At 53.0% G+C, this 19,123-nt stretch carries 21 protein-coding genes and 1 riboswitch; of the genes, 4 read left to right on the top strand and 17 right to left on the bottom strand.

Features of this window, described 5'->3' with window-relative positions:
* Positions 1-133 precede the first annotated feature (133 nt).
* Positions 134-520, top strand: a complete 387-nt coding sequence (locus HALTITAN_RS20080; RefSeq protein WP_027960003.1) for a DUF7079 family protein — start codon at positions 134-136, stop codon at positions 518-520.
* A gap of 20 nt (positions 521-540) precedes the next feature.
* On the opposite strand, the gene HALTITAN_RS20075 is transcribed toward HALTITAN_RS20080, so the two are convergent.
* Both HALTITAN_RS20075 and HALTITAN_RS20070 read right to left on the bottom strand, forming a co-directional pair.
* Positions 541-1,032, bottom strand: a complete 492-nt coding sequence (locus HALTITAN_RS20075) for a glutathione peroxidase (RefSeq protein WP_039860245.1) — start codon at positions 1,030-1,032, stop codon at positions 541-543.
* Positions 1,033-1,090: 58 nt separating this feature from the next.
* Positions 1,091-1,708, bottom strand: a complete 618-nt coding sequence (locus HALTITAN_RS20070) for a LysE family translocator (RefSeq protein WP_022522487.1) — start codon at positions 1,706-1,708, stop codon at positions 1,091-1,093.
* A gap of 235 nt (positions 1,709-1,943) precedes the next feature.
* On the opposite strand from HALTITAN_RS20070, the gene HALTITAN_RS20065 reads away from it, so the two are divergent.
* A complete protein-coding gene (locus HALTITAN_RS20065; protein WP_009288178.1) occupies positions 1,944-2,678 on the top strand; it encodes a YebC/PmpR family DNA-binding transcriptional regulator in 735 nt (244 codons plus the stop codon).
* Positions 2,679-2,684: 6 nt separating this feature from the next.
* Here the strand turns inward: HALTITAN_RS20065 and HALTITAN_RS20060 are convergent, their stop codons facing one another.
* Positions 2,685-3,521, bottom strand: coding sequence for a mechanosensitive ion channel family protein (locus HALTITAN_RS20060; protein ID WP_009288177.1), 837 nt, complete (start codon positions 3,519-3,521; stop codon positions 2,685-2,687).
* Positions 3,522-3,560: 39 nt separating this feature from the next.
* Positions 3,561-4,709: a hypothetical protein gene (locus tag HALTITAN_RS20055; protein WP_009288176.1), complete on the bottom strand. Its 1,149-nt coding sequence runs from the start codon at positions 4,707-4,709 to the stop codon at positions 3,561-3,563.
* Positions 4,710-4,881: 172 nt separating this feature from the next.
* On the opposite strand from HALTITAN_RS20055, the gene HALTITAN_RS20050 reads away from it, so the two are divergent.
* On the top strand, positions 4,882-5,148 hold the full coding sequence (locus HALTITAN_RS20050; protein WP_027959997.1) for a hypothetical protein: 267 nt from the start codon (positions 4,882-4,884) through the stop codon (positions 5,146-5,148).
* Positions 5,149-5,231: 83 nt separating this feature from the next.
* Here the strand turns inward: HALTITAN_RS20050 and HALTITAN_RS20045 are convergent, their stop codons facing one another.
* The 3 genes from HALTITAN_RS20045 to HALTITAN_RS20035 all read right to left on the bottom strand — a co-directional run bounded on the left by HALTITAN_RS20045 (position 5,232) and on the right by HALTITAN_RS20035 (position 9,309).
* Complete coding sequence (locus HALTITAN_RS20045) at positions 5,232-6,239, bottom strand: zinc-dependent alcohol dehydrogenase family protein (protein WP_009288175.1); 1,008 nt, start codon at positions 6,237-6,239, stop codon at positions 5,232-5,234.
* 47 nt (positions 6,240-6,286) lie between these two features.
* Entirely contained in the window at positions 6,287-8,179 is a 1,893-nt protein-coding gene (locus tag HALTITAN_RS20040; RefSeq protein WP_009288174.1) for an ABC transporter ATP-binding protein, read from the bottom strand.
* A gap of 89 nt (positions 8,180-8,268) precedes the next feature.
* Positions 8,269-9,309 carry an AbrB family transcriptional regulator gene (locus HALTITAN_RS20035; protein WP_009288173.1) on the bottom strand — a complete coding sequence of 347 codons (1,041 nt, stop codon included), beginning with the start codon at positions 9,307-9,309 and terminating at the stop codon, positions 8,269-8,271.
* Between the two features lie 230 nt (positions 9,310-9,539).
* Positions 9,540-9,708: riboswitch (FMN riboswitch) on the top strand.
* Positions 9,709-9,805: 97 nt separating this feature from the next.
* Between HALTITAN_RS20035 and HALTITAN_RS20030 the strand changes: the two genes are divergently transcribed.
* Positions 9,806-10,282, top strand: a complete 477-nt coding sequence (locus HALTITAN_RS20030; RefSeq protein WP_039860244.1) for a 6,7-dimethyl-8-ribityllumazine synthase — start codon at positions 9,806-9,808, stop codon at positions 10,280-10,282.
* 128 nt (positions 10,283-10,410) lie between these two features.
* Here the strand turns inward: HALTITAN_RS20030 and HALTITAN_RS20025 are convergent, their stop codons facing one another.
* The 10 genes from HALTITAN_RS20025 to HALTITAN_RS25140 form a co-directional block, all read right to left on the bottom strand.
* Entirely contained in the window at positions 10,411-11,130 is a 720-nt protein-coding gene (locus HALTITAN_RS20025) for a FadR/GntR family transcriptional regulator (RefSeq protein ID WP_039860242.1), read from the bottom strand.
* A 59-nt stretch (positions 11,131-11,189) separates the two neighbouring features.
* Positions 11,190-11,942 carry an SDR family NAD(P)-dependent oxidoreductase gene (locus HALTITAN_RS20020; protein ID WP_039860240.1) on the bottom strand — a complete coding sequence of 251 codons (753 nt, stop codon included), beginning with the start codon at positions 11,940-11,942 and terminating at the stop codon, positions 11,190-11,192.
* A gap of 12 nt (positions 11,943-11,954) precedes the next feature.
* The gene (locus HALTITAN_RS20015) at positions 11,955-12,806 is read right to left on the bottom strand and encodes a sugar phosphate isomerase/epimerase family protein (RefSeq protein WP_009288171.1); all 852 of its coding nucleotides are present in this window, start codon (positions 12,804-12,806) and stop codon (positions 11,955-11,957) included.
* Between the two features lie 9 nt (positions 12,807-12,815).
* A complete protein-coding gene (locus HALTITAN_RS20010) occupies positions 12,816-13,697 on the bottom strand; it encodes an NAD(P)-dependent oxidoreductase (RefSeq protein WP_051052158.1) in 882 nt (293 codons plus the stop codon).
* A gap of 7 nt (positions 13,698-13,704) precedes the next feature.
* Entirely contained in the window at positions 13,705-14,964 is a 1,260-nt protein-coding gene (locus HALTITAN_RS20005; protein ID WP_009288169.1) for a TRAP transporter large permease, read from the bottom strand.
* Positions 14,961-15,524, bottom strand: a complete 564-nt coding sequence (locus HALTITAN_RS20000) for a TRAP transporter small permease (protein ID WP_009288168.1) — start codon at positions 15,522-15,524, stop codon at positions 14,961-14,963. Before HALTITAN_RS20000 ends, HALTITAN_RS20005 begins: the two co-directional genes overlap by 4 nt.
* A 15-nt stretch (positions 15,525-15,539) precedes the next feature.
* Positions 15,540-16,520 carry a TRAP transporter substrate-binding protein gene (locus tag HALTITAN_RS19995; protein WP_009288167.1) on the bottom strand — a complete coding sequence of 327 codons (981 nt, stop codon included), beginning with the start codon at positions 16,518-16,520 and terminating at the stop codon, positions 15,540-15,542.
* A gap of 89 nt (positions 16,521-16,609) precedes the next feature.
* Positions 16,610-17,605 carry a transketolase family protein gene (locus HALTITAN_RS19990; RefSeq protein WP_009288166.1) on the bottom strand — a complete coding sequence of 332 codons (996 nt, stop codon included), beginning with the start codon at positions 17,603-17,605 and terminating at the stop codon, positions 16,610-16,612.
* 12 nt (positions 17,606-17,617) lie between these two features.
* Positions 17,618-18,478 (bottom strand): transketolase, encoded by an 861-nt coding sequence (locus HALTITAN_RS19985; RefSeq protein ID WP_039860238.1) that lies wholly within the window; start codon positions 18,476-18,478, stop codon positions 17,618-17,620.
* A gap of 342 nt (positions 18,479-18,820) precedes the next feature.
* On the bottom strand, positions 18,821-19,123 hold a 303-nt coding region (locus tag HALTITAN_RS25140; protein WP_201764705.1), incomplete at its 5' end, for a hypothetical protein.

Here is a 19,123-nt window from a genome sequence, read left to right as displayed (position 1 = left end):
GCTCCTGAGCTATCGTCCTCCCATGAGCGACTCTCCATCCTTGAGCTCCTGCCCGCCCTTGAGCTCGGGGCGCATTCGCGTCACGATAGCTGCCAAAGTACTTATATCAGCAACGACTTCCCACGAGGCGATCATGAATGCACAGCAGCTAGTAGATGAACGCGGCGATCTATGGCTAGCGCTAGCCCCGCTGTGGCTGGATCGTGAACCCAGCGAACGCGATTACGCGCGTATGGTCGAAGTCATAGAGCGTTATGATATGACGCTTAACGAGCTCGAATGGATGTTTCGCCTGGAAATGGCACCGGTGATGTCTCGCCATCAGCTTTCAATCGCCAGCGAGTGGCGACAATTTGACGACTATAAGCTGATGAAGCAGTTGGTCAATCACAATATGCGCTTGAAGGGCTGGCGCCGCAAAAGCTGGGCGCTGTTTTCAGGCTTAACGACCATGATGGTGCGTCACCGCTGGAACGCACTCATGAATCGTGTAGCAGTCGCGCGGGGCGAGCAGGTATAGAGGGATAGTGCCCTGTGGGGCTATGGGTATGTTTGATCCAAGGCTTCTTCTAATGCCAGGCGTAGCGGGCGCCCGTGATAGCGCGGCCCAAATCGGGCTATCACCTTGCCATCACGGCCCACCAGGAACTTGGTAAAATTCCATTTGATCAGCTGTGTGCCTAGGACTCCAGGCGCCTCGCGCTTGAGCAGCACAAACAGTGGATGGGCATCACTCCCATTGACATTGACCTTTTCCAGTAGCGGAAAACTGACTCCAAACTGCTGCTCGCCAAACTGGCAAAACGCTTGAGCACTTTCCGGCGACTGGCGGCCAAACTGATTACACGGGAAACCGAGCACAGTGAAGCCACGATCCCGGTAGCGCTGAAAAAGGGTTTCGAGTTCGCTTAGCTGCGGGGTAAAGCCACACTGGCTGGCAACGTTAACCACCAGCAGCACTTGGCCGCGTAGCGCACGTAAATTGAACGGCAGCCCTTGGTGGGTATAGCAGTCTTGGTCGTATATTTGCATCAATCAGCCCCACAAAACCCCAAACGGCATGGGTATCACCATGCCACGGCTATGCTTTTTACACCAGCGGTCCGGCGACCACTCGTAGCGCCAGCGCGATTAACAGTACGCCCGTGATGCGGTTAATCCAATGGGCACGCCGCTGTAGCCAGGGCAGAATCTGCGAGTGGGAAAGCACCACCGCCACCAGCACGTACCAGCCGCCATCAATAATCATCGCCGTTAACACAATGATAGCTTTAGCTACCCCACTCATCTCCGGGGTCACAAACTGGCTCAGTAGTGCAACAAAAAACAGAATCAGCTTCGGGTTGCCTAATGCCACCAGCACGCCCTCTTTGGCCGCCTGCCCTCGGCTAGTGACAATCGCATTAGGCTCTAAGGCACCGGCTTTCCCGGCACGCAGCGCTTTAACCCCTAGCCACGCCAAATAAGCCGCGCCGAACCAGGTAATCAGCTGGAACAGCAGCGGAAAACCGGCGATTATCGCGCCTAGCCCCCAAACGGTAAGGAGCGCATAAAAGCCTACACCAAAGGCATGGAAAACTGCCGCGGTCACTCCAGTAAAACGCCCGCCGCCTAACGTATGGCGCAGCACCAGTGCCAAGCTCGGCCCCGGCGACATAGCGCCCATGGCACAAATCGCGGCGAGCGATAGCCAGAGTGTTAACGGCATGTCTTTTCCTCCTTGAGGGGTCAAAATCAAAATATGAGCAATGATGGCCAGTATACGCCAAGCCAAGCAACACTTCGGTAAGCGTCTTAAATAACGCTGTTAGCATGGTACGCTGTTGGGTAAAATTTAATCTTTTGCTCTATGCGATTTATTCGCTCTTTTGAAAACATCCGCCCCGCCGCTCATTGCGCGGGGCATATAGAGAACATAGGTCTAGAAAACATAGGACGGCAACATGGGTAGGGCTTTTCAGAACCGTAAGGAATCCATGGCCAAAACGGCCGATGCAAAGACCAAGGTCTACAGCAAATATGGACGCGAGATTTACGTTTGCGCTAAAGCGGGCGGCACCGACCCTAATGGCAATCTGGCGCTGCGCGGCTTAATGGAGCGGGCCAAAAAAGATCAGGTGCCCTCTCACGTTATTGATAAAGCGCTCGACAAAGCCAGCGGTGCCGGTGGCGAGGATTTCTCGCCTGCACGCTATGAAGGCTTCGGCCCTGGCAATGTGATGGTGATTGTCGACTGCCTTACCGACAACCCCAACCGCACCTTTGGCGATGTGCGCGGCTGCTTCACCAAAACCAAGAGTAAAATCGGCACTCCCGGTAGCGTCAGCCATATGTTTGACCACTGCGCTATCTTCTCCTTCGCCGGAAACGATGAAGAAGCCGTGCTTGAAGCGCTGATGGAAGCCGATGTGGATGTCACCGATATTGAGCAAGAGGGTGAGCGGATCACCGTTTTTGCCCCACATACCGACTACGCCAAAGCCAAACAGGCATTATTAGATGCCTTCGGTGAGATTGACTTTGAGGCAGACGAGATTCAGTTCCTGCCGCAAACCACCACCCCGGTGGAAGGCGATGATGTAGCGATGTTCGAAAAATTCCTAGGCATGCTCAACGAACTGGACGATGTGCAAAACGTCTATCACAGCGGTGAGCTGCCCGAGTCTACAGACGCCTAAGGCCTGTTAGTAAGAAGATTCTGCCGCGTTGCGTGCATCCAGGGCAGCATCCGGTGGCAACATCGCTGACTGCACGCCTGCGGCACTCAGCACTGTTTTACCGCGCACAGTTAGATCGGTAATAAACAAAAACTGCTGGCGCGGATCCACCGGGTAAGCGCGTATGCGGTAGTGGGTGCCCCAGGGTTTCTCTTCGGCCACCACAATAATTGGCTTATCGAACTTCAGATAGGCGCTGGTTAACGCCACATCGCGCAGCGCTTTACGTACCCAGCCTGCTTCGTGCTCGGGGTGAAGGTAAAAACTCGCCACGCACTGCAGGCTGGTACCGCCATTATTAGCGTTGTAAACGGCGTGATCCCACAACTTTAAGTGCGGCACGGCGACTAAATCATCGTCGGGCGTCTGAATATCTACCGTGCGCAAACCGACGTGCTTAACCTCGCCGTAAGTGCCTTCAATATTAACCCAGTCCCCTGGGCGATAAGGCAGTTCAATCGCCGAAACAACACCCGCAATCAAGCTGCTTACGTAATCCTTCATGGCAAAACCAATGGCTAAGCCAAGTGCTCCCAGCAACGTGACCATATTACGTAGCGATGGCTCGATAATAATCGGTACGATGATGGCCAGTGCAGTAATCAAAATCAGTAGGCGCGTTAGAGGCACCAAGGCAAAAATGCGGAAACGCACTTGCCCGTGTAACCGAGTGGCCAGCCAGTTAAGCCCCCGCTGGCTGACAATAATCAGCACAATGGTCGATAGCAGCACCACCCCAAGGGTAATCATCGCTTGGCTATCAATATCGTTAAACAATCGTGCGTACTTTTGTTGTTCGTCCATGGGTGCCCTCCGCAGGCCTGTCGCTGTTAGCGCGGCGACTTAAAGGGGATCAACCAGATAATTGCGCGATTCCAATAGCTGGCGAACGCTTGCGTAGCTTAACGGTGTGATCTGCCAACGCCCTTCGCTGCTTGAAACAATCCCTTTGCGCTGCAAAGCTAACCGGGCATTGAGTGCCTCGTGGTGTGAAAACGGCAACACCTGCCCGAGGGAGTGGTCATCCAGACCGCCATGAACCAATAACGCATGCAGCACCAGCGTGGCGATATCCCCGGTATCTGTGGAGAGTTCTGCCTCGGCGAGGGCATCGACCAGCCACAGCGCCTCTTCATCGTCTGCTGTTGGCTCACGCAGCCGCTCGCGCCAGTAGTGCCAAGCAAGACCTATATGACCACGACAGTGAGCAGCTAAGCGCTGTAGCTCTTTGTTAGGGGCTTTGTCGCCATGCTGGGTTGCTGATTCAGTCAATACTGGCTTACCGGTTCGCGTGCTGTAGACCAACGGAGACTGCCCCTCATGGGTCGCAATCTTCGCAAAGTACTGCGACAGCTGTTCGCCCTCCATGGCTTGAAGGGTAAATACCGGCGCGCCCTCGATACCGACCACTTCTTGTAGGTAGGCATACGCCCAGCTGTCACAGCCAATCACACCCTGCCCCAAGCGGCCACTTAAGGCACGCTCAAGAAATTCACGTACGCCCTGAATACCCTGAGTGTGGCGTAAAAAGTAGCGTTCTAATGCGGGAACAGCCCACTCGCGTTGATTGGCACAACGCTCTACCCACTGAGTGTCGCCTTCGGCAAGCTCGCTGAGCGTGGGTGGCGGCAAACAGGCAAAGTGGTGCTGTTCCGCCCACTGACTCACCACAGAAACATGGCCGCTGTGCGGCGGGGTAATAAAAAACGTAACCGGCGCTTGCTGGCCTTTTAGCTGCTGCGCCAAAGCCCTTGCGGCGGGCGCCCAATCGATGGGCGGCACTAAATGCGCTAGCTTAACCTCGGGCAACGCACGCAGTTCATGCTCTTCTTTTACCTGCTGCTCAGCGCTGTTTTTGCCTACCAGCCACGTCGAAGCCGAACGCAACGAACGTCGCCATTGGCTTGCCTGGGTCTGCTCAGGGGTACGAAACTGATCGAGCTCGACGACCGCCCACAGCGGCGTGTCGGCTGATGATGAATGCTCCCCCATGACCTTGTCCCTATGGTTAGCAATAAGCGTTCACTTTAGCACGGTGCGCGCAGCTTCTAACCTCATAGACGAACTTATGGTCTAAAATAAAGTCTTTATAGACAGTCGTTAGCGCACATAACGGATTATTATTTTATTGCGAGAGCAATGGCAAAAGCTAAAGGAGAAAGCAATGAGTGTTGTCCACGTTAGCGAAACAGAACTCCACGCCAAGCTCGAGAAGTGTATTGCCGGTGAGCGGCTACTGATTGAGCATGAGGGCAATCGCTTTAGCGCCAGAATCCAGCACGTTGGGCTAATGGGCGTAAAGGTGATACCTGAAACCGAGATTAAGAACAGCCATCGCACACCGGGTGACGTTGAAGGCGTGATGGTGCCCTACGATGAGATATTGGAGCTTGAAGTAAAAGGCGTGGTCTACAGCCGCTTGCCAGATTAGTCTGCACTTGCACGCCCGGCAAGTGCGCAAGGCGTGCAAACTATTTATCTATGACTCACTTCCTCGAAAGTAAGCCAACTGTTTTAAAACGTCAGGCAGATCTTGCCGAAGTGCTGGCCAGATTCCTGGTGGCGGAAAGCGTCGGCGATCTCGGCAAGCGGGAATTCGCGGTCAATGATCGGGTGCATATCGAATGTTTCCAGCGCACGAATCATCTCGATCTGGTGGCGACGACTGCCCACAATCAAGCCTTTCAAACTCGCCTGCTTGGCCATTAATTTAGCCGTCGGTATTTCACCCTCACGCCCAGTGAGGATACCAATCAAAGCGATATGCCCACCGATTTTGATCGCATCAAAGGATTGCGGCAGCGTACCTGGCCCGCCCACTTCGACGATATGATCAACGCCTTCGCCGTTGGTCAGCTCTTTCACGCGCTTACCCCAATCAGGCGTCTCTTTATAGTTGATGGTGTGCTCGGCGCCCATCTCACGCAGCCGCGCCAGCTTTTCGTTAGATGATGAGGTAGCAATTACCCGCGCGCCCATTAATCGGGCAAACTGCAGGGCAAAAATGGATACCCCGCCCGTGCCCATCACCAGCACGCTATCCCCCGCTTTAATGCCACCATCGACGACCAGCGCCCGCCAAGCGGTCAAGCCAGCGGTGGTTAAGGTAGCGGATTCCGCATGGCTATAGCCCTTGGGCTGATGGGTAAACCACTCAGCCGGGCGTACAACCTGCTCACGAGCGTAGCCATCCACGCCGTCACCTGGCGTGGTGCGAAAATCACCGACACGCGCCGGGCCTTCCAACCAGTGGGGAAAGAAGGTCGATACCACGTGGTCGCCCACCGCGAACTCACTGACACCATCGCCCACGGCTTCGACAACACCTGCGCCGTCTGACATGGGAATACGCCCATCGTCGGTGGGAATCATCCCAGCGACCACGGCGTAGTCGTGAAAATTCAGAGAGCTGGCGTGTAGACGTACTCGGATTTCACCAGGGCCCGGCTCCCCAGGCGCTTCCATGTCGACAACGTCCAGCTTGTCCAAACCGCCGGGCTGATTCAGCTTGATCGCTTTCATCGTTACCTCAGTATGTACAGTTCGAATATGTACATTGATTTATGTATCTACTGTTGGTTGGGGCCGTTGCCGTCGATATCAAGGCCCAGGAAGCCACCTGACTGGCGCTGCCAAAGGCTGGCATAAATGCCGTTGCGTGCAAGCAGCTCCTGGTGCGTGCCACTTTCCACCATGCGCCCTTCATCCACCACAATTAACCGATCGAGCATGGCAATGGTCGACAGCCGATGCGCGATGGCAATCACCGTTTTGCCTTCCATCAGCGTATCCAGCTGCTCTTGAATGGCGGCCTCCACTTCCGAGTCCAGCGCCGAGGTGGCCTCGTCCAGAACCAGAATCGGGGCATTTTTGAGCAGCACCCGGGCGATCGCGATCCGCTGGCGCTGCCCACCGGAAAGCTTCACTCCGCGCTCGCCCACATGGGCATCCAGGCCGCGACGCCCTTTCGGGTCGACCAGATCATTGATAAAGGTATCTGCATGGGCGCGGCACACCGCGTTCCAAACGTCTTCGTCACTGGCGTGGGGGCTGCCGTAACGGATGTTGTCACGCAGTGAGCGGTGCAACAGTGAGGTGTCCTGGGTGACCATGCCAATCTGGTGGCGCAAAGAGGTTTGAGTCACCTCGGCAATGTTTTGCCCATCAATCAAAATCTGCCCACCTTGCAAGTCATAAAAACGCAGCAGCAGATTGGCCAGAGTGGATTTGCCCGCCCCGGAACGGCCGATCAGGCCGATTTTCTCGCCGGGCTTGATGGTCAGGCTGAGTCCATCAAAGACGTTTTTACTCTCCCCTTTCGCCTGGGCGTATTGAAAGCGCAGCGCATCAAACACAATTTCGCCATGGGGAACCTGAAGCGCTTTAGCATTGGGCGCATCGTTGATCGTGGGCTTCTGAGCGATGGTGTTCATGCCATCTTGAACCGTGCCGATATTTTCAAACAACCCGGCGACTTCCCACAATATCCAGTCAGACATAAAGCGGATACGCATAACCAGCGCGATGGCAATCGCCAAAACGCCCAGGGAAATCGCCTCCGTGTACCAGGCGCTGATCGCCATGGCCGCAGTACCCACCAACAGCGCCGTGTTGAGCAGCGTCAAACCCACGCTCATGATCGTCACCAGCCGCATCTGGCGGTGAACGGTGACCATAAAGCCTTCCATAGCATCTTTGGCATAGCGCTGCTCGCGCTCGGTGTCGGCAAACAGCTTGATGGTTTGGATATTGCTGTAGCTGTCCACCACGCGCCCGGTCATTTGGGCACGGGCGTCTGCCTGCGCCATGGAGACATCGCGCAGGCGCGGTACGAAGTAGCGCATGATCGACAGGTAGCCCACCAGCCACAGTCCCAGTGGGATCAGCAGCAAAAGATCCGCCCGGCCCAGCAGGTAGGCCGCACCAGTGAAATAGACGATGGCGTAGACCAATAGATCCATCACCTTGGTGACGGTCTCGCGGATCGCCAGCGCCGTTTGCATCACCTTTTGCGACACCCGCCCGGCAAATTCGTCCTGATAAAATGCCAGGCTCTGGCTAAGCATATGGCGGTGGGATAGCCAGCGGCCGATCATCGGGTAGTTACCGAAAATACTCTGATGGGTGACCAATGACTGCATCAGCACCAACAGCGGCAAACCGATCAGCAGCAATAGCCCCAGGCCAGCAAGCCACAGGCCGTTTTCAGCCCAAAAGCCTGCACGTTCAACGTTGCCCAGCCAATCGACCAGTTGCCCCATGTAGCTAAAGAAAACCACTTCAGCCGCCGAGACCAGCGCCGTGAACAGCGTCATTAGCAGCAACAGCGGCAGCATCGGACGGGAAAAGTGCACAATAAACGGCATTAAGCCCTTAGGCGGCGTTTTAACCTCGCCTTCCGGATAAGGGTTTACCCGCGTTTCGAAGTAACGAAATAGCGGCTGTAAAACACGCGATAGCATGAGGCTTCCTTACGTGACTGGCGTTGGTGTGTCTGAGGTTGATGTGACAGACGTTAACTTATTTATGTAACAGTTTGATTGTTTAAGATTTAAGAAGGAGCGTGGCGCAGCAGCCAACGCGCCCAAAAAGGCGCAATGATCATCAGCGTGACCATGCGCAGCAGGTGATGAAAGGCAACAAACACCGGGTCGATATTGAGCGCGACGGCCAAAATAGCCATTTCGCCAATGCCCCCCGGCGCCAGCGCCAGCAGCGCCACATCGCGCCCTACCCCTAGCAGTTGATGAATCAGCTCGGCAAATAGTGCAAGTACCAGCAACGCTAACAGCGTCGCCACACCAGACTGCCATAAATAGCGGCCAAAAAGCTTTCGCGTCATGCCCTTAAAGCGCGAACCAATGGCACTGCCCAGCACCCACAGCATCAGGTTCATCCCCCACTCTGGGAGAGCGAAACTGGCAATATCAACACCGGATAATAGAGCAGCGGCTAGCAGTGGTGCCAGCAGTGCAGGGCTGGGAATTCGCAGCCAGCGTCCTAGCGGCAACAGCAGCGGGATCATCAGAAGCATCCAGCCGTGTTCAAAACTGCTATGAACAGGGCCGATGCCCTCGCCTCCGCCCTCATAGGCCCAAAATAGCGGCGGCAAAAAAAGAATCACTAAAATGATGCGCAGCGACTGCGCGACTGCAATACGCTGGGGGTCGCCACCGCACTTTTCGCCCAACAGAATCATCGCCGTCATCGCGCCGGGCGAGGCACCAAACCAGGCACTGACGGGGTCGAAACCACAGCGCCGGTACCAGGCAGCGGCTACGGCAGTGGAGGCGGCTACTCCCAGCAGCAAGAGAGCAGCAGAAACCGGCCAATCCAGTACGCGATGAGCCAGCTGCGGCGTCACCTGGCTACCCAACACCAACCCCATGACGGCTAGAAATACGTTACGCAGTGGCTCAGGCACTTCGACCTTCACGCCTTGTGAAGAGACCACTAGGTTGGCAATAAGAGGGCCAAGCATCCATGCAAGGGGCAAACCGGACAGTTGAAACAGCGTACCGCCAACGGCGCCAACGGTTAGTGATATTGCCAGCGCTTTTGCGCTCCCTGCATTCAACACGACGCCCTTCACATCGACTCCCTAAATCTTAAAATCTGTCCCTATTGACGCAATAATTAACCTGCTAATGACATCCAGTAGTCTAGCACTTAACCAGTGGTTTGGGCTTCAATGATGGCGAAGAGGTATGCTTTTGGTTGCTAAGCTCACCTTTCAAGACGTCATCCATCATCTTAATTTTTTGGTCATGCTATCTGTATCTGTCGGCCAGCCAGCGTATAATGTCTTCCGCCAGTAATGGCGAACTTTCTCAGGGCGGGGTGTAAGTCCCCACCGGTGGTGATGCCATATCTTTATTGATGCGGATAAGCCCACGAGCGCTCAACCAGAGGTGTCACCTAACGGTTGAGGACAGCAGATTCGGTGAGATCCCGAAGCCGACGGTAATAGTCCGGATAAAAGAGAAGGTTTCCTAGTGATATTACCCGTAGCGTTCCAACGCATGCGGGTGCTGTGCTATTGGATGCCTCATGCCCTGGTTCTGGTAACCAATCCCCTTAGGATGACCATGAATCAGACCCAACTTTCTTCATTCCCTCGCGTTGCCTTTATCGAAGCGTCTTGGCATCACGATATTGTTGCCCAAGCCAGAGAAGCATTTATTGCTCAACTTGCCAGTGAGCATGGCTTTTCCGCTGATCAAATAGAAATATTCCAAGTTGCGGGGGCTTATGAAGTGCCTCTTCAAGCTAAGTTGCTAGCCAAAACAGGTCGTTACAGCGCCATTGTGGGTGCGGGCTTTGTTATTGATGGAGGCATCTATCGCCACGACTTCGTTGCTCAGGCAGTGGTTGAAGGCATGATGCAGGTGCAACTGGACACAGAAATTCCCATACTTTCTGTCGTGCTGACGCCGCATCATTTCCATGAACACAGCACACATCATGATTTTTTCTATGACCATTTCCGTGCCAAAGGCAAGGAAGCGGCTGAAGCGTTGGTAATGACTTTGGAAAACCATCGACGGATTCAAGGGCTAAAATAAGTCACTGCTAAAATTGTGGAGATGCTTAGGTAGCGGGCAATCTGAATGTTAGCTCGCTACCTGAGTCAATTCATAGACGGTTGACGCTTAACTAGCCGTTTAGGCTCTTTGCTGCAAAGTAGTAGCACTTACTCGGCAAAAAGACTTGAATCCTCAGCTTTGGGAAAGCTGCGCATCGTCTGCTGGTTCCATGTTTCAAAGTGATCATGCATAGCTTGACGCGCGAGCTCCCGGTCGCGGGTTTTAACTGCTGCGACAATAGCAATATGCGTCTCGTTAGTTTTCTTTTGTGCCTCTTTAGACTGCCGGGCCAAAATCCTGCGCTGGTGAAGCACCTTTTTCAATACCGATGATAACCCTTGGAAAATAATCAATATGGCAGGATTTTTGGCCATAATGGCCAACAGTTCATGGAATTCATAATCCGCCTGAATCCCTTCAAGAACATCGGATGACGTCACGATTTTTTCGCAAAGCAACTCAAGCCTTCTCAGCTCATGAGGCTGATGGTTGACTGCTGCCGCCTGTACGATCTCTTTTTCAAACATCTCTCTAGCCGTTTCAAGATGGTCTACTGAGATGTAGTTGAGCTTAAGCGCCAGCTCAAAATAGAGCTGGATAAAGACAGGTTCGGGCATTTTAAGAAAGGTGCCACTACCCTGCTTGCGTTCGATGAAGCCAAGACTTTGCAATAACGAAAGGACGTTCCTAACCGACGAACGATGCATATCAAAATGTTCACACAGCGCTCTTTCTGCAGGAAGCTTTAACCGGCCATCCTTAGACAGTTCGGAGACCGACACAAACTCCTTAAGTCTATCCAAAAGATTCGGATCGATCTGACTCATAACATCATCCAAACGCCACCCCTATACCGTTTCGTAAGTATAGGGGCAGCTTAGCATAATCAATGAATGTGCATACCGCCGTTAACATCCAGAGTGGCCCCTGTAATGTAGCTGGACAGGTCACTCGCCAAAAACAGGAAGGCCTTGGCTACATCCTCGGGGGTGCCCATTCGTGCCAGCGGAATACCTTCTAAAATCTTGGCTTTCATCTGATCGTCAAGCTTGCCAGCGGTGATGTCTGTAGCAATTAACCCCGGGGTAACGGAGTTAATGCGAATGCCAAAAGCACCAAGCTCTCGTGCCATGGCCTTGCCCAGCCCCAACATGCCAGCCTTGGCGGCACTGTAGTGCGGGCCCCCAAAAATACCGCCCCCCCTCTGCGCGGAAACCGAAGAGGTGTTAATAATTGAGCCTGATTTTGCCGCTTTCATATGTGGTACGACAGCCTGCGACATATAGAGCATGCCACGGAGGTTAACATCCAGGATGCGATCATAGTCTTCTGGCAAAATCTCTTCGAACTTTACCGGCTGAGTAATACCAGCGTTATTGATGAGCGCATCAATGCGGCCGAATTTATCCATGACAGCCTTCGCCAAATTGAAGCAATCATCACGGTTCACCACGTTTCCAACCACTATTTGTGAGCGCTCAGGGTCAAATTCGCTGCGCACTTGCTCGCAGGCTTGCTCATTGATATCGGAAATGACGACTGAGGCTCCGTGCTCATAGAAGAGCTTGGCAGTTCTCAAGCCAATGCCTTTTTCACCTGCGGCGCCGGTGACGATACATACCTTGTCTTTAAGTAACATAGCGTTTTCCTTTTATTGGGTTGTAGTAAGTTGTTTGTGGAGTGATGACAGCTCCATAAGAGAGCAGGAAATGCGCGACTCGATTACGTCGAGTGGCAGTGGTTGCTCATCACGCCAAGGTTGAGCATTGGCATCGCGATGTAGGCGGAATGGAAGCTCGAGTGAAAACGGCTTATTCTGGCGAAGAAGCTCCAACGCCAGAGCAGTGTCATTCACATCTCCTGCTCCCAATGGGACGAAATCGATGCCGCCCTCACGGCGCGCACAGGGTTTAAGATGAAAATGATCGGCAATATTCATTGCCGCACGTGCATCTTCAAGCGGTTCTCGGGCTGGGCGGTGGGCTAACAGGTTGCCGATATCGTAATTAATACCGAAGGCCTGGGAGTCCAGCCGCTCAAGCAAGAGGGGTGCGTCACTGGCGTGGTCGAGTAAATTGGGAACACCATTACCGGGATTCTCAAGCAGAATGCGCAGACCATAATTTTCAGCAATCGCAGCCAGGGTATCGGCCTGTGCAAAGAAGGTTCCTGCGCGCTCGCGCGTAGCAGCGTTGGTAATTACAAAGGATGCCCCTAAAGACGCAGCAAAACGACAGCGCGCTTCAAGCCTGGCGGCTGCGTTCTCAATGCCCAAATCAATATGGCCGGAAAAATAGCGGCACTGCTGGCCATGGCGCTGCATTTCACTTTTTAGCTCAGCTGCGAAAGCAGCAGTAAAATCGCTGTCGGTGAAGACCTCTACATAGCCATCAATAAAGGCAAACTCCACATTCCTTATGCCACACCGCGCTAGCGATGGCAGAATCACATCGAAATCATAGCCGTCGTAAGCCGCGGTACTGACAGATATAAAACTGGGCATTGTGTCCCCTTAGGCCGTTCCATTCAGCAGTCGGTAAGTGCGAATCAGCTGGCTGTCATCTAACTTGCCCTCTCCTCGCTCAGCACTGGAAACAAATAGCTGACGCGCGGTTTCTGCCAGTGGCGTAAATGCCTTGGAGGTCTTGGCTGAGTCGCAGACAATGCCCATGTCTTTGCAGAAAATATCGATCACACTGGTAATATCACTGGGCTCAGCGATCATCCGAGGGCCACGATCCTTCAGCATCCAACTGGAAGCTGATGAGCCCTGTAACAGCGTTAGCATTGTTGAGGCATCAATACCGCTCTTCTCTGCCAGTGCCAGCGCTTCTGCAGCAGCGGCAATGTGCACACCGCACAGCAGTTGATTGACTGCTTTCATCGCCGAGCCCTGTCCTGGCTGCTCCCCGGCTTCAAACACAACTTTGCTCAACACTTCAAACGCTTGACGGCATTTCGACAAAGCGTCTTGGGTGCCCGCTGCCATAATCGTGAGTTCACCCGCCTCGGCGCCTACCACTCCGCCTGACACCGGGGCATCGATGAAGTGAAGGTCAGGCCTAATCGCCGCGACTTCTTGTGAGATAGCCGCCGCATCGTCCGGGGAAATGGTCGACATTTGGACAACACAAGCACCTTGCCTAAGCGACTCAATACTGTTGGTACCCAACAGTACAGAACGCACCTGATCTGCATTTACCACCATGATAAAAAGTGCTTCGCAGCGGGTCAGTCCGCGCTGTTTTTGCTCGGGAGACATCACCTGGTCGTTGAAAGCCGTTTCCGTTGACTCAACGGCATCCATACCCAGCACCTGGAAACCATCTTTTTTCAACCGGGTTGCCATAGGCCACCCCATGGCGCCAAGCCCTGCAAATGCGATAGTTTGCATAACCACCTCAGTAAATAATCAGAGCTGGCACGTAGGACACCAGCAGCAACACGACAATAGCCACCAAATAGAAAGGCCCCAGCTCCTTTACCACGGCGCCAATACGTTCACGGGCAATAGCAGAAGAGACAAACAGAGTGGTACCGATGGGGGGCGTGAACAGACCAATGCTGAGGTTCACGCACATGATGATGCCAAGCTGCACCAGATCTAGCCCAATCGCGTTGGCGATGGAGACCAGCGTTGGCCCTAACAGCAAGATGGCAGCGGGCAAATCGAGAAACATGCCGATAAATAGCATCAGCAAGTTGATCGCCAAAATGATCAAGATAGGGTGTTTTAGATACTCGACAGCCCATTGAGCGACGGCCTGCGGGACACCGCCTGACGTCAGAATATAAGCAATAATGTTGGCTGCTGCGATAATGAGCATCACAATGCCCGTGGTAATCACTGTGTTTACCAGCGCACTCATGACGCGTTCAGCCGTCAGATCCCGATAAATAACCGTACTGACCACCAGCGCATAGGCAACGGCAATGACACTTACCTCAGTGGGTGTGGCAATCCCCGCACGCAGTAGCACAACGATAAATACCGGCATCAACAACGCTGGCAAAGCGGTGAACAGCGTGTTTCTTATTTCAGCGCCAGTGTACTTGAGCGTAAGACGTGGGAACCCGCGTCGTCTGCCAATGATATTGCAAGCCAGCATCATGCCACCCGCGAGCATCAGTGCGGGAATCACTGCGGCAATGAACAGTGATGCGATGGAGGTGTTCGAGACAGTAGCAAACAGGATGAGTGGGATAGAAGGCGGCATCAGGCCAGCAATCACAGAAGAGGCTGAGGTAACAGCAGCACCGAAAGCGCCAGGATACCCCTCTCTCTTTTGCCAAGGGATAAGCATGGAACCAAGTGCGGACGCTTCTGCTACAGAAGACCCCGAGACCCCTCCAAATACAGTGGAGCCCACCACGGTGACCTGGCCGAGCCCTCCGTGATATTTACCCACCAACATGGAGGCTAAACCCACTAACTTCTGTCCTAGTTTGCCGGACATCATTAGCCCACCAGAGAGTATAAAAAAGGGGATCGCCAGCAGAGGGAAACTTTGCGTCGGTTGAAATATCTTCATAACCGCCATACTGGATGGCATAGGGCCAAAAACGGATAGCGCCGCCCAACCACTTATAACCAACGAGTAACCAACAGGCATCGCCATTAACAGCAACAAGACAAAGCCAATGAGCATCTGGGCCGTCATATCCCTTCCTCCCCGTGAGAAACTTGAGGTTCAGAGGATTGATCTCCCCCGGTGAGCACCATTGCGATGTTGATGAACGAAATAACAGCTAACCCCATAAAACCAACGACGACTGACCAATAAGCCCAGGACATACCAATCCGGGTTATCGGCAATCGCTGGGAGCCTGCAATTTCAACGACATCCAACCCGTTAACGGCCATGAAGCTAAAAGCGATCATTGCTATTAGGTTGATGGCCAATACCACTAGCTTCTTGGGTAGCCTTGGCAACTTTTCGACGACCAACTCGACACCAATGTGCTCGTTTCTTGCTGCAGCAGCGACGATGGCGCACATGGTTAACCAGGGAAAAACCAAGTTGGGCACTTCCGCTACCCAGCCCAAGTTGGTAGAAAACACATAGCGAACCACCACACCCAGTAATAGCGACACGAAGATAGCCACAACAGCGACGATGGATACCCATTTGAAGGTGTGATAAATCACACGCTTTGAGCTCGCTAACAGTGAAGTGGTCCCGCCCACTTCACTGTCGCGGCTCTCTATTGAGAGCGTCATGAAAAGCCCCTTCCGTTATTGCGCTTCACGCTGAGCCGCATTGACGACCATCTCGACCAATTCTGGGTACTCTTCTGCCCACTGGTCATAAACGGATGAAGTGGCTTCGATGAAAGGTTCAGGATTTACTTCGTTAAAAGCGACACCCGCCTCTTCCATCTTACTTCTCAGCGCATCGTCGGCCTCAAGTGACGCTTGACGATTGAACTCACCCGCCTCGACGGCCGCTTGCTGAATCACTTCTTGGTATTCGGGTGAAAGCGTATCCCAGACCATCTTGCTCATAAGTAGCGGGGTTGACTCATACTTGTGGCCGGTTAAGGAAATATAGTCCTGCACCTCGTGAAGCTTGGATGAGTAAATATTCATTAATGGATTTTCCTGACCATCAACGACCCCTTGTTCAAGAGCAATATAGAGTTCAGAGAAATTCATTGGGGTGGGGTTTGCGCCAAGCGCCTCAAAGATATCAACCGTCATCTCATCGGGAGGGGTTCGAATCTTAAGGCCTTCCAAGTCATCAGGGGTCTCAATAGGGCGAACATTATTGCTGACATGACGAATGCCGTTATCCCACAGCGCCAGTAGTACAAGCCCCTTCTCTTCAGAAAGCCTTTTCAGTTCATCGCCGACTTCGCCGTCCATAACCTCCCAAGCGCTGGGAAGAGAGTTGAACAGAAACGGTAGTCCCAGAACGGAGAACTGCGGTACAACGCTGGATGTCGAGCCCTGGCTATTGGTACTAAACGCTAAGGTACCCATTCTCATCTGAGTGATGGCTTCCATATCGTCGCCGTACTGCGCATTACCACCAACATCGACGATTAATTCCCCATTGGTTCCTTCTTCGACGAGCTCTGCGAAGAGTTCTGAAGCATCCCACTTGGGGTTACCTTCCGCCGCGTTATGGGCAAGTTGCAGGGTTTGCTGAGCGGCAGCATTACCACTAATGAAAAAAGCGCTGGCAATGACAGAAGCAAGGACTGTTTTTTTCATGACGTTTCTCTCTATTAAAATATTTGTTGTTAGAAATAGCGGTTATCAAACGTAGCTGGAGTCTTAGTTTTTTGATTTAGTTAGTATATTCAGGCAACGTGCTGCTTTAGCGTTTTGATCACCTCCTTGGTGGAAATACCGTAACGATCATGCAGAGTGGGTAAAGCACCGGCATCCAGAAATTCATCGGGAAGGCCGATCTGATTAAATTTGACGGATACACCCTCTTTCATCAGCAGCGATGCAATGCTTTCGCCCAGACCACCAATGATTGAGTGGTTTTCGGCCACGAAGACGGGACGTTCAGGATAGCGACGAACCTCCGCCAGAATGGTATCGGTATCTAGCGGCTTGATTGTGGCGCAGTGTAAAACCGCCACGTTGGTGCCTTTCTCTCTCAGCTCATCGGCAGCCTCAATCGCACGCATCGTCATCAGCCCAGAAGAGATGATTAAGGCATCTTCTCCATCTAGCAGCCTTTTAGCCTTGCCGATCTCGAATTGGTAACCTTCAAAGCGATCTAAAACACGGGGCACCTTGCCACGCAGTAGGCGTAAGTAGACGGGGCCATCAAAATCGACCATCGCTTGAACTGACTGCTCGATATCAACCGCATCACAAGGGTCGATGATGGTCAGGTTCGGCATGCCGCGGAAGATAGCGATATCTTCGGTAGCCTGGTGGCTCGGGCCATAGCCCGTGGTAAGCCCAGGAAGTGCGCTAACAATTTTGACGTTGAGTTTCTCTTCGGCAATCGCTAGGCAAATAAAGTCGTAAGCACGGCGTGAGGCGAAAACGCTATAGGTCGTCACGAAAGGGATAAAGCCTTCGCGTGCCATACCCGCACCGGCCATCATGAGTAGCTGCTCAGCCATGCCCATCTGGTAGTAGCGATCCGGGTAGGCCTGGGCGAAGATGTGCAGGTCGGTATATTTGCCCAGATCTGCCGTCATACCAACAATCTTGGGATTTTTCCCAGCAGCCTCTACCAACGCATGGCCGAAGGGCGCAGCGGTCGTTGGCTGGTCTTCGCCCGCGATGGACGCAATCATTGCCGAGGTCTTTAGCTTCTTCTTGGCGCTCATTTCATTTCCTCCTTACTGGACACCGTAAACTTCATCGAGCTGTTTGAGCGCCACACTCCACTCATTCTCATCAACACGAATAAAGTGGTTCTTGTCACGTTCTTCGAGGAAAGGCACACCGCGCCCCATCAGGGTGTCGCAGATAATCACCCGGGGCTTATTTGAGTCACTTGCTAGCGCACTGTCGAAGGCTTCGACTAGCGCTTCAAGATCATTGCCATCAACACGGTAGGTTTCCCACCCAAACGCAACCCACTTATCAGCGATCGGCTCGTAGTTGAGTACGGTGGAGGACCTGTCGTCGGCCTGCTGATCGTTGACATCGACAATGGCAATCAGGTTATCCAACTTCCAGTGGGCTGCGGATGCGACAGCTTCCCAGGTCGAGCCTTCATTTAGCTCACCATCTGAAAGCAGGTTAAAAATCCGTGAAGTGCTCTCTTTGCGCTTGAGGCCCAGCGCCATTCCTACGCCGATACCCAGACCGTGACCTAGCGAGCCACCGGTGATTTCCATGCCCGGCGTGTAGTCGGCCATACCTGACATGGGCAGAATACTGTCATCGCTGCCGTAGTCTTCGATCTCTTCCTCGCTGATAACACCAGCCTCGATCAAAGCGGCGTACAAGGCGATGGCGTAATGCCCGATAGAGAGCAAGAAACGATCTCGTCCTTCCCAGTCAGGGTTCTTGGGATCCAGCTTCAGGGCATGGAAGTAAGACACCGCCAAAACATCGGCAATCCCGAGCGCTTGACCAACGTACCCCTGCCCTTGCACCTCACCCATCCGCAGAGCGTGGCGGCGAATTTTGTAAGCTCGCTGCCGAAGCACCTCAATAACACCAGCCCTCGACACGGTAGCTGTTTGACTCATTCCAGTCACCTCCAAATGGTTGACCATTTCAAGATAGAGATAATTGCGATGGCTTGAAACGAAACTTTAGTCTAAACAATAACGGAATCGCGCATTAAACATCAGTAAAATCGCTCAAAACCAATGCTCATTGATAAATAATAGTGTTTAAAAACAGCAATATGAAATTGTTTAAAAAAACCATCGCTGCCCAGTGAAATAAACCACAATCACTGACTTTGAGTACCAGAGGAAAAATAAAAACACCTCAACACTCAAAATGGTCAACCATTTTGAAACATTTTAAAAATAGCTGGATAGATCCTCACGACAGCACAAGCACTGACGTATCGAATGCTGCTGCTAAAAGAATTCCATACCGGGTAGACCAAACAGTGATGCCCTGCTGCCAGTGACACCTACATTCTTGTACGGCCAAAGTGACGCCCTAACGCTGATAACGCGGGCATCATGGGTGTAGGTGTAGGTGTAGGTGTAGGTGTAGGTGTAGGTGTAGGTGTAGGTGTAGGTGTAGGTGTAGGTGTAGGTGTAGGTGTAGGTGTAGGTGTAGGTGTAGGTGTAGGTGTAGGTGTAGGTGTAGGTGTAGGTGTAGGTGTAGGTGTAGGTGTAGGTGTAGGTGTAGGTGTAGGTGTAGGTGTAGGTGTA

The organism is Vreelandella titanicae BH1, from assembly GCF_000336575.1.
Lineage (GTDB): Bacteria > Pseudomonadota > Gammaproteobacteria > Pseudomonadales > Halomonadaceae > Vreelandella > Vreelandella titanicae.
This window is presented reverse-complemented; position numbering and strand designations above follow the sequence as displayed.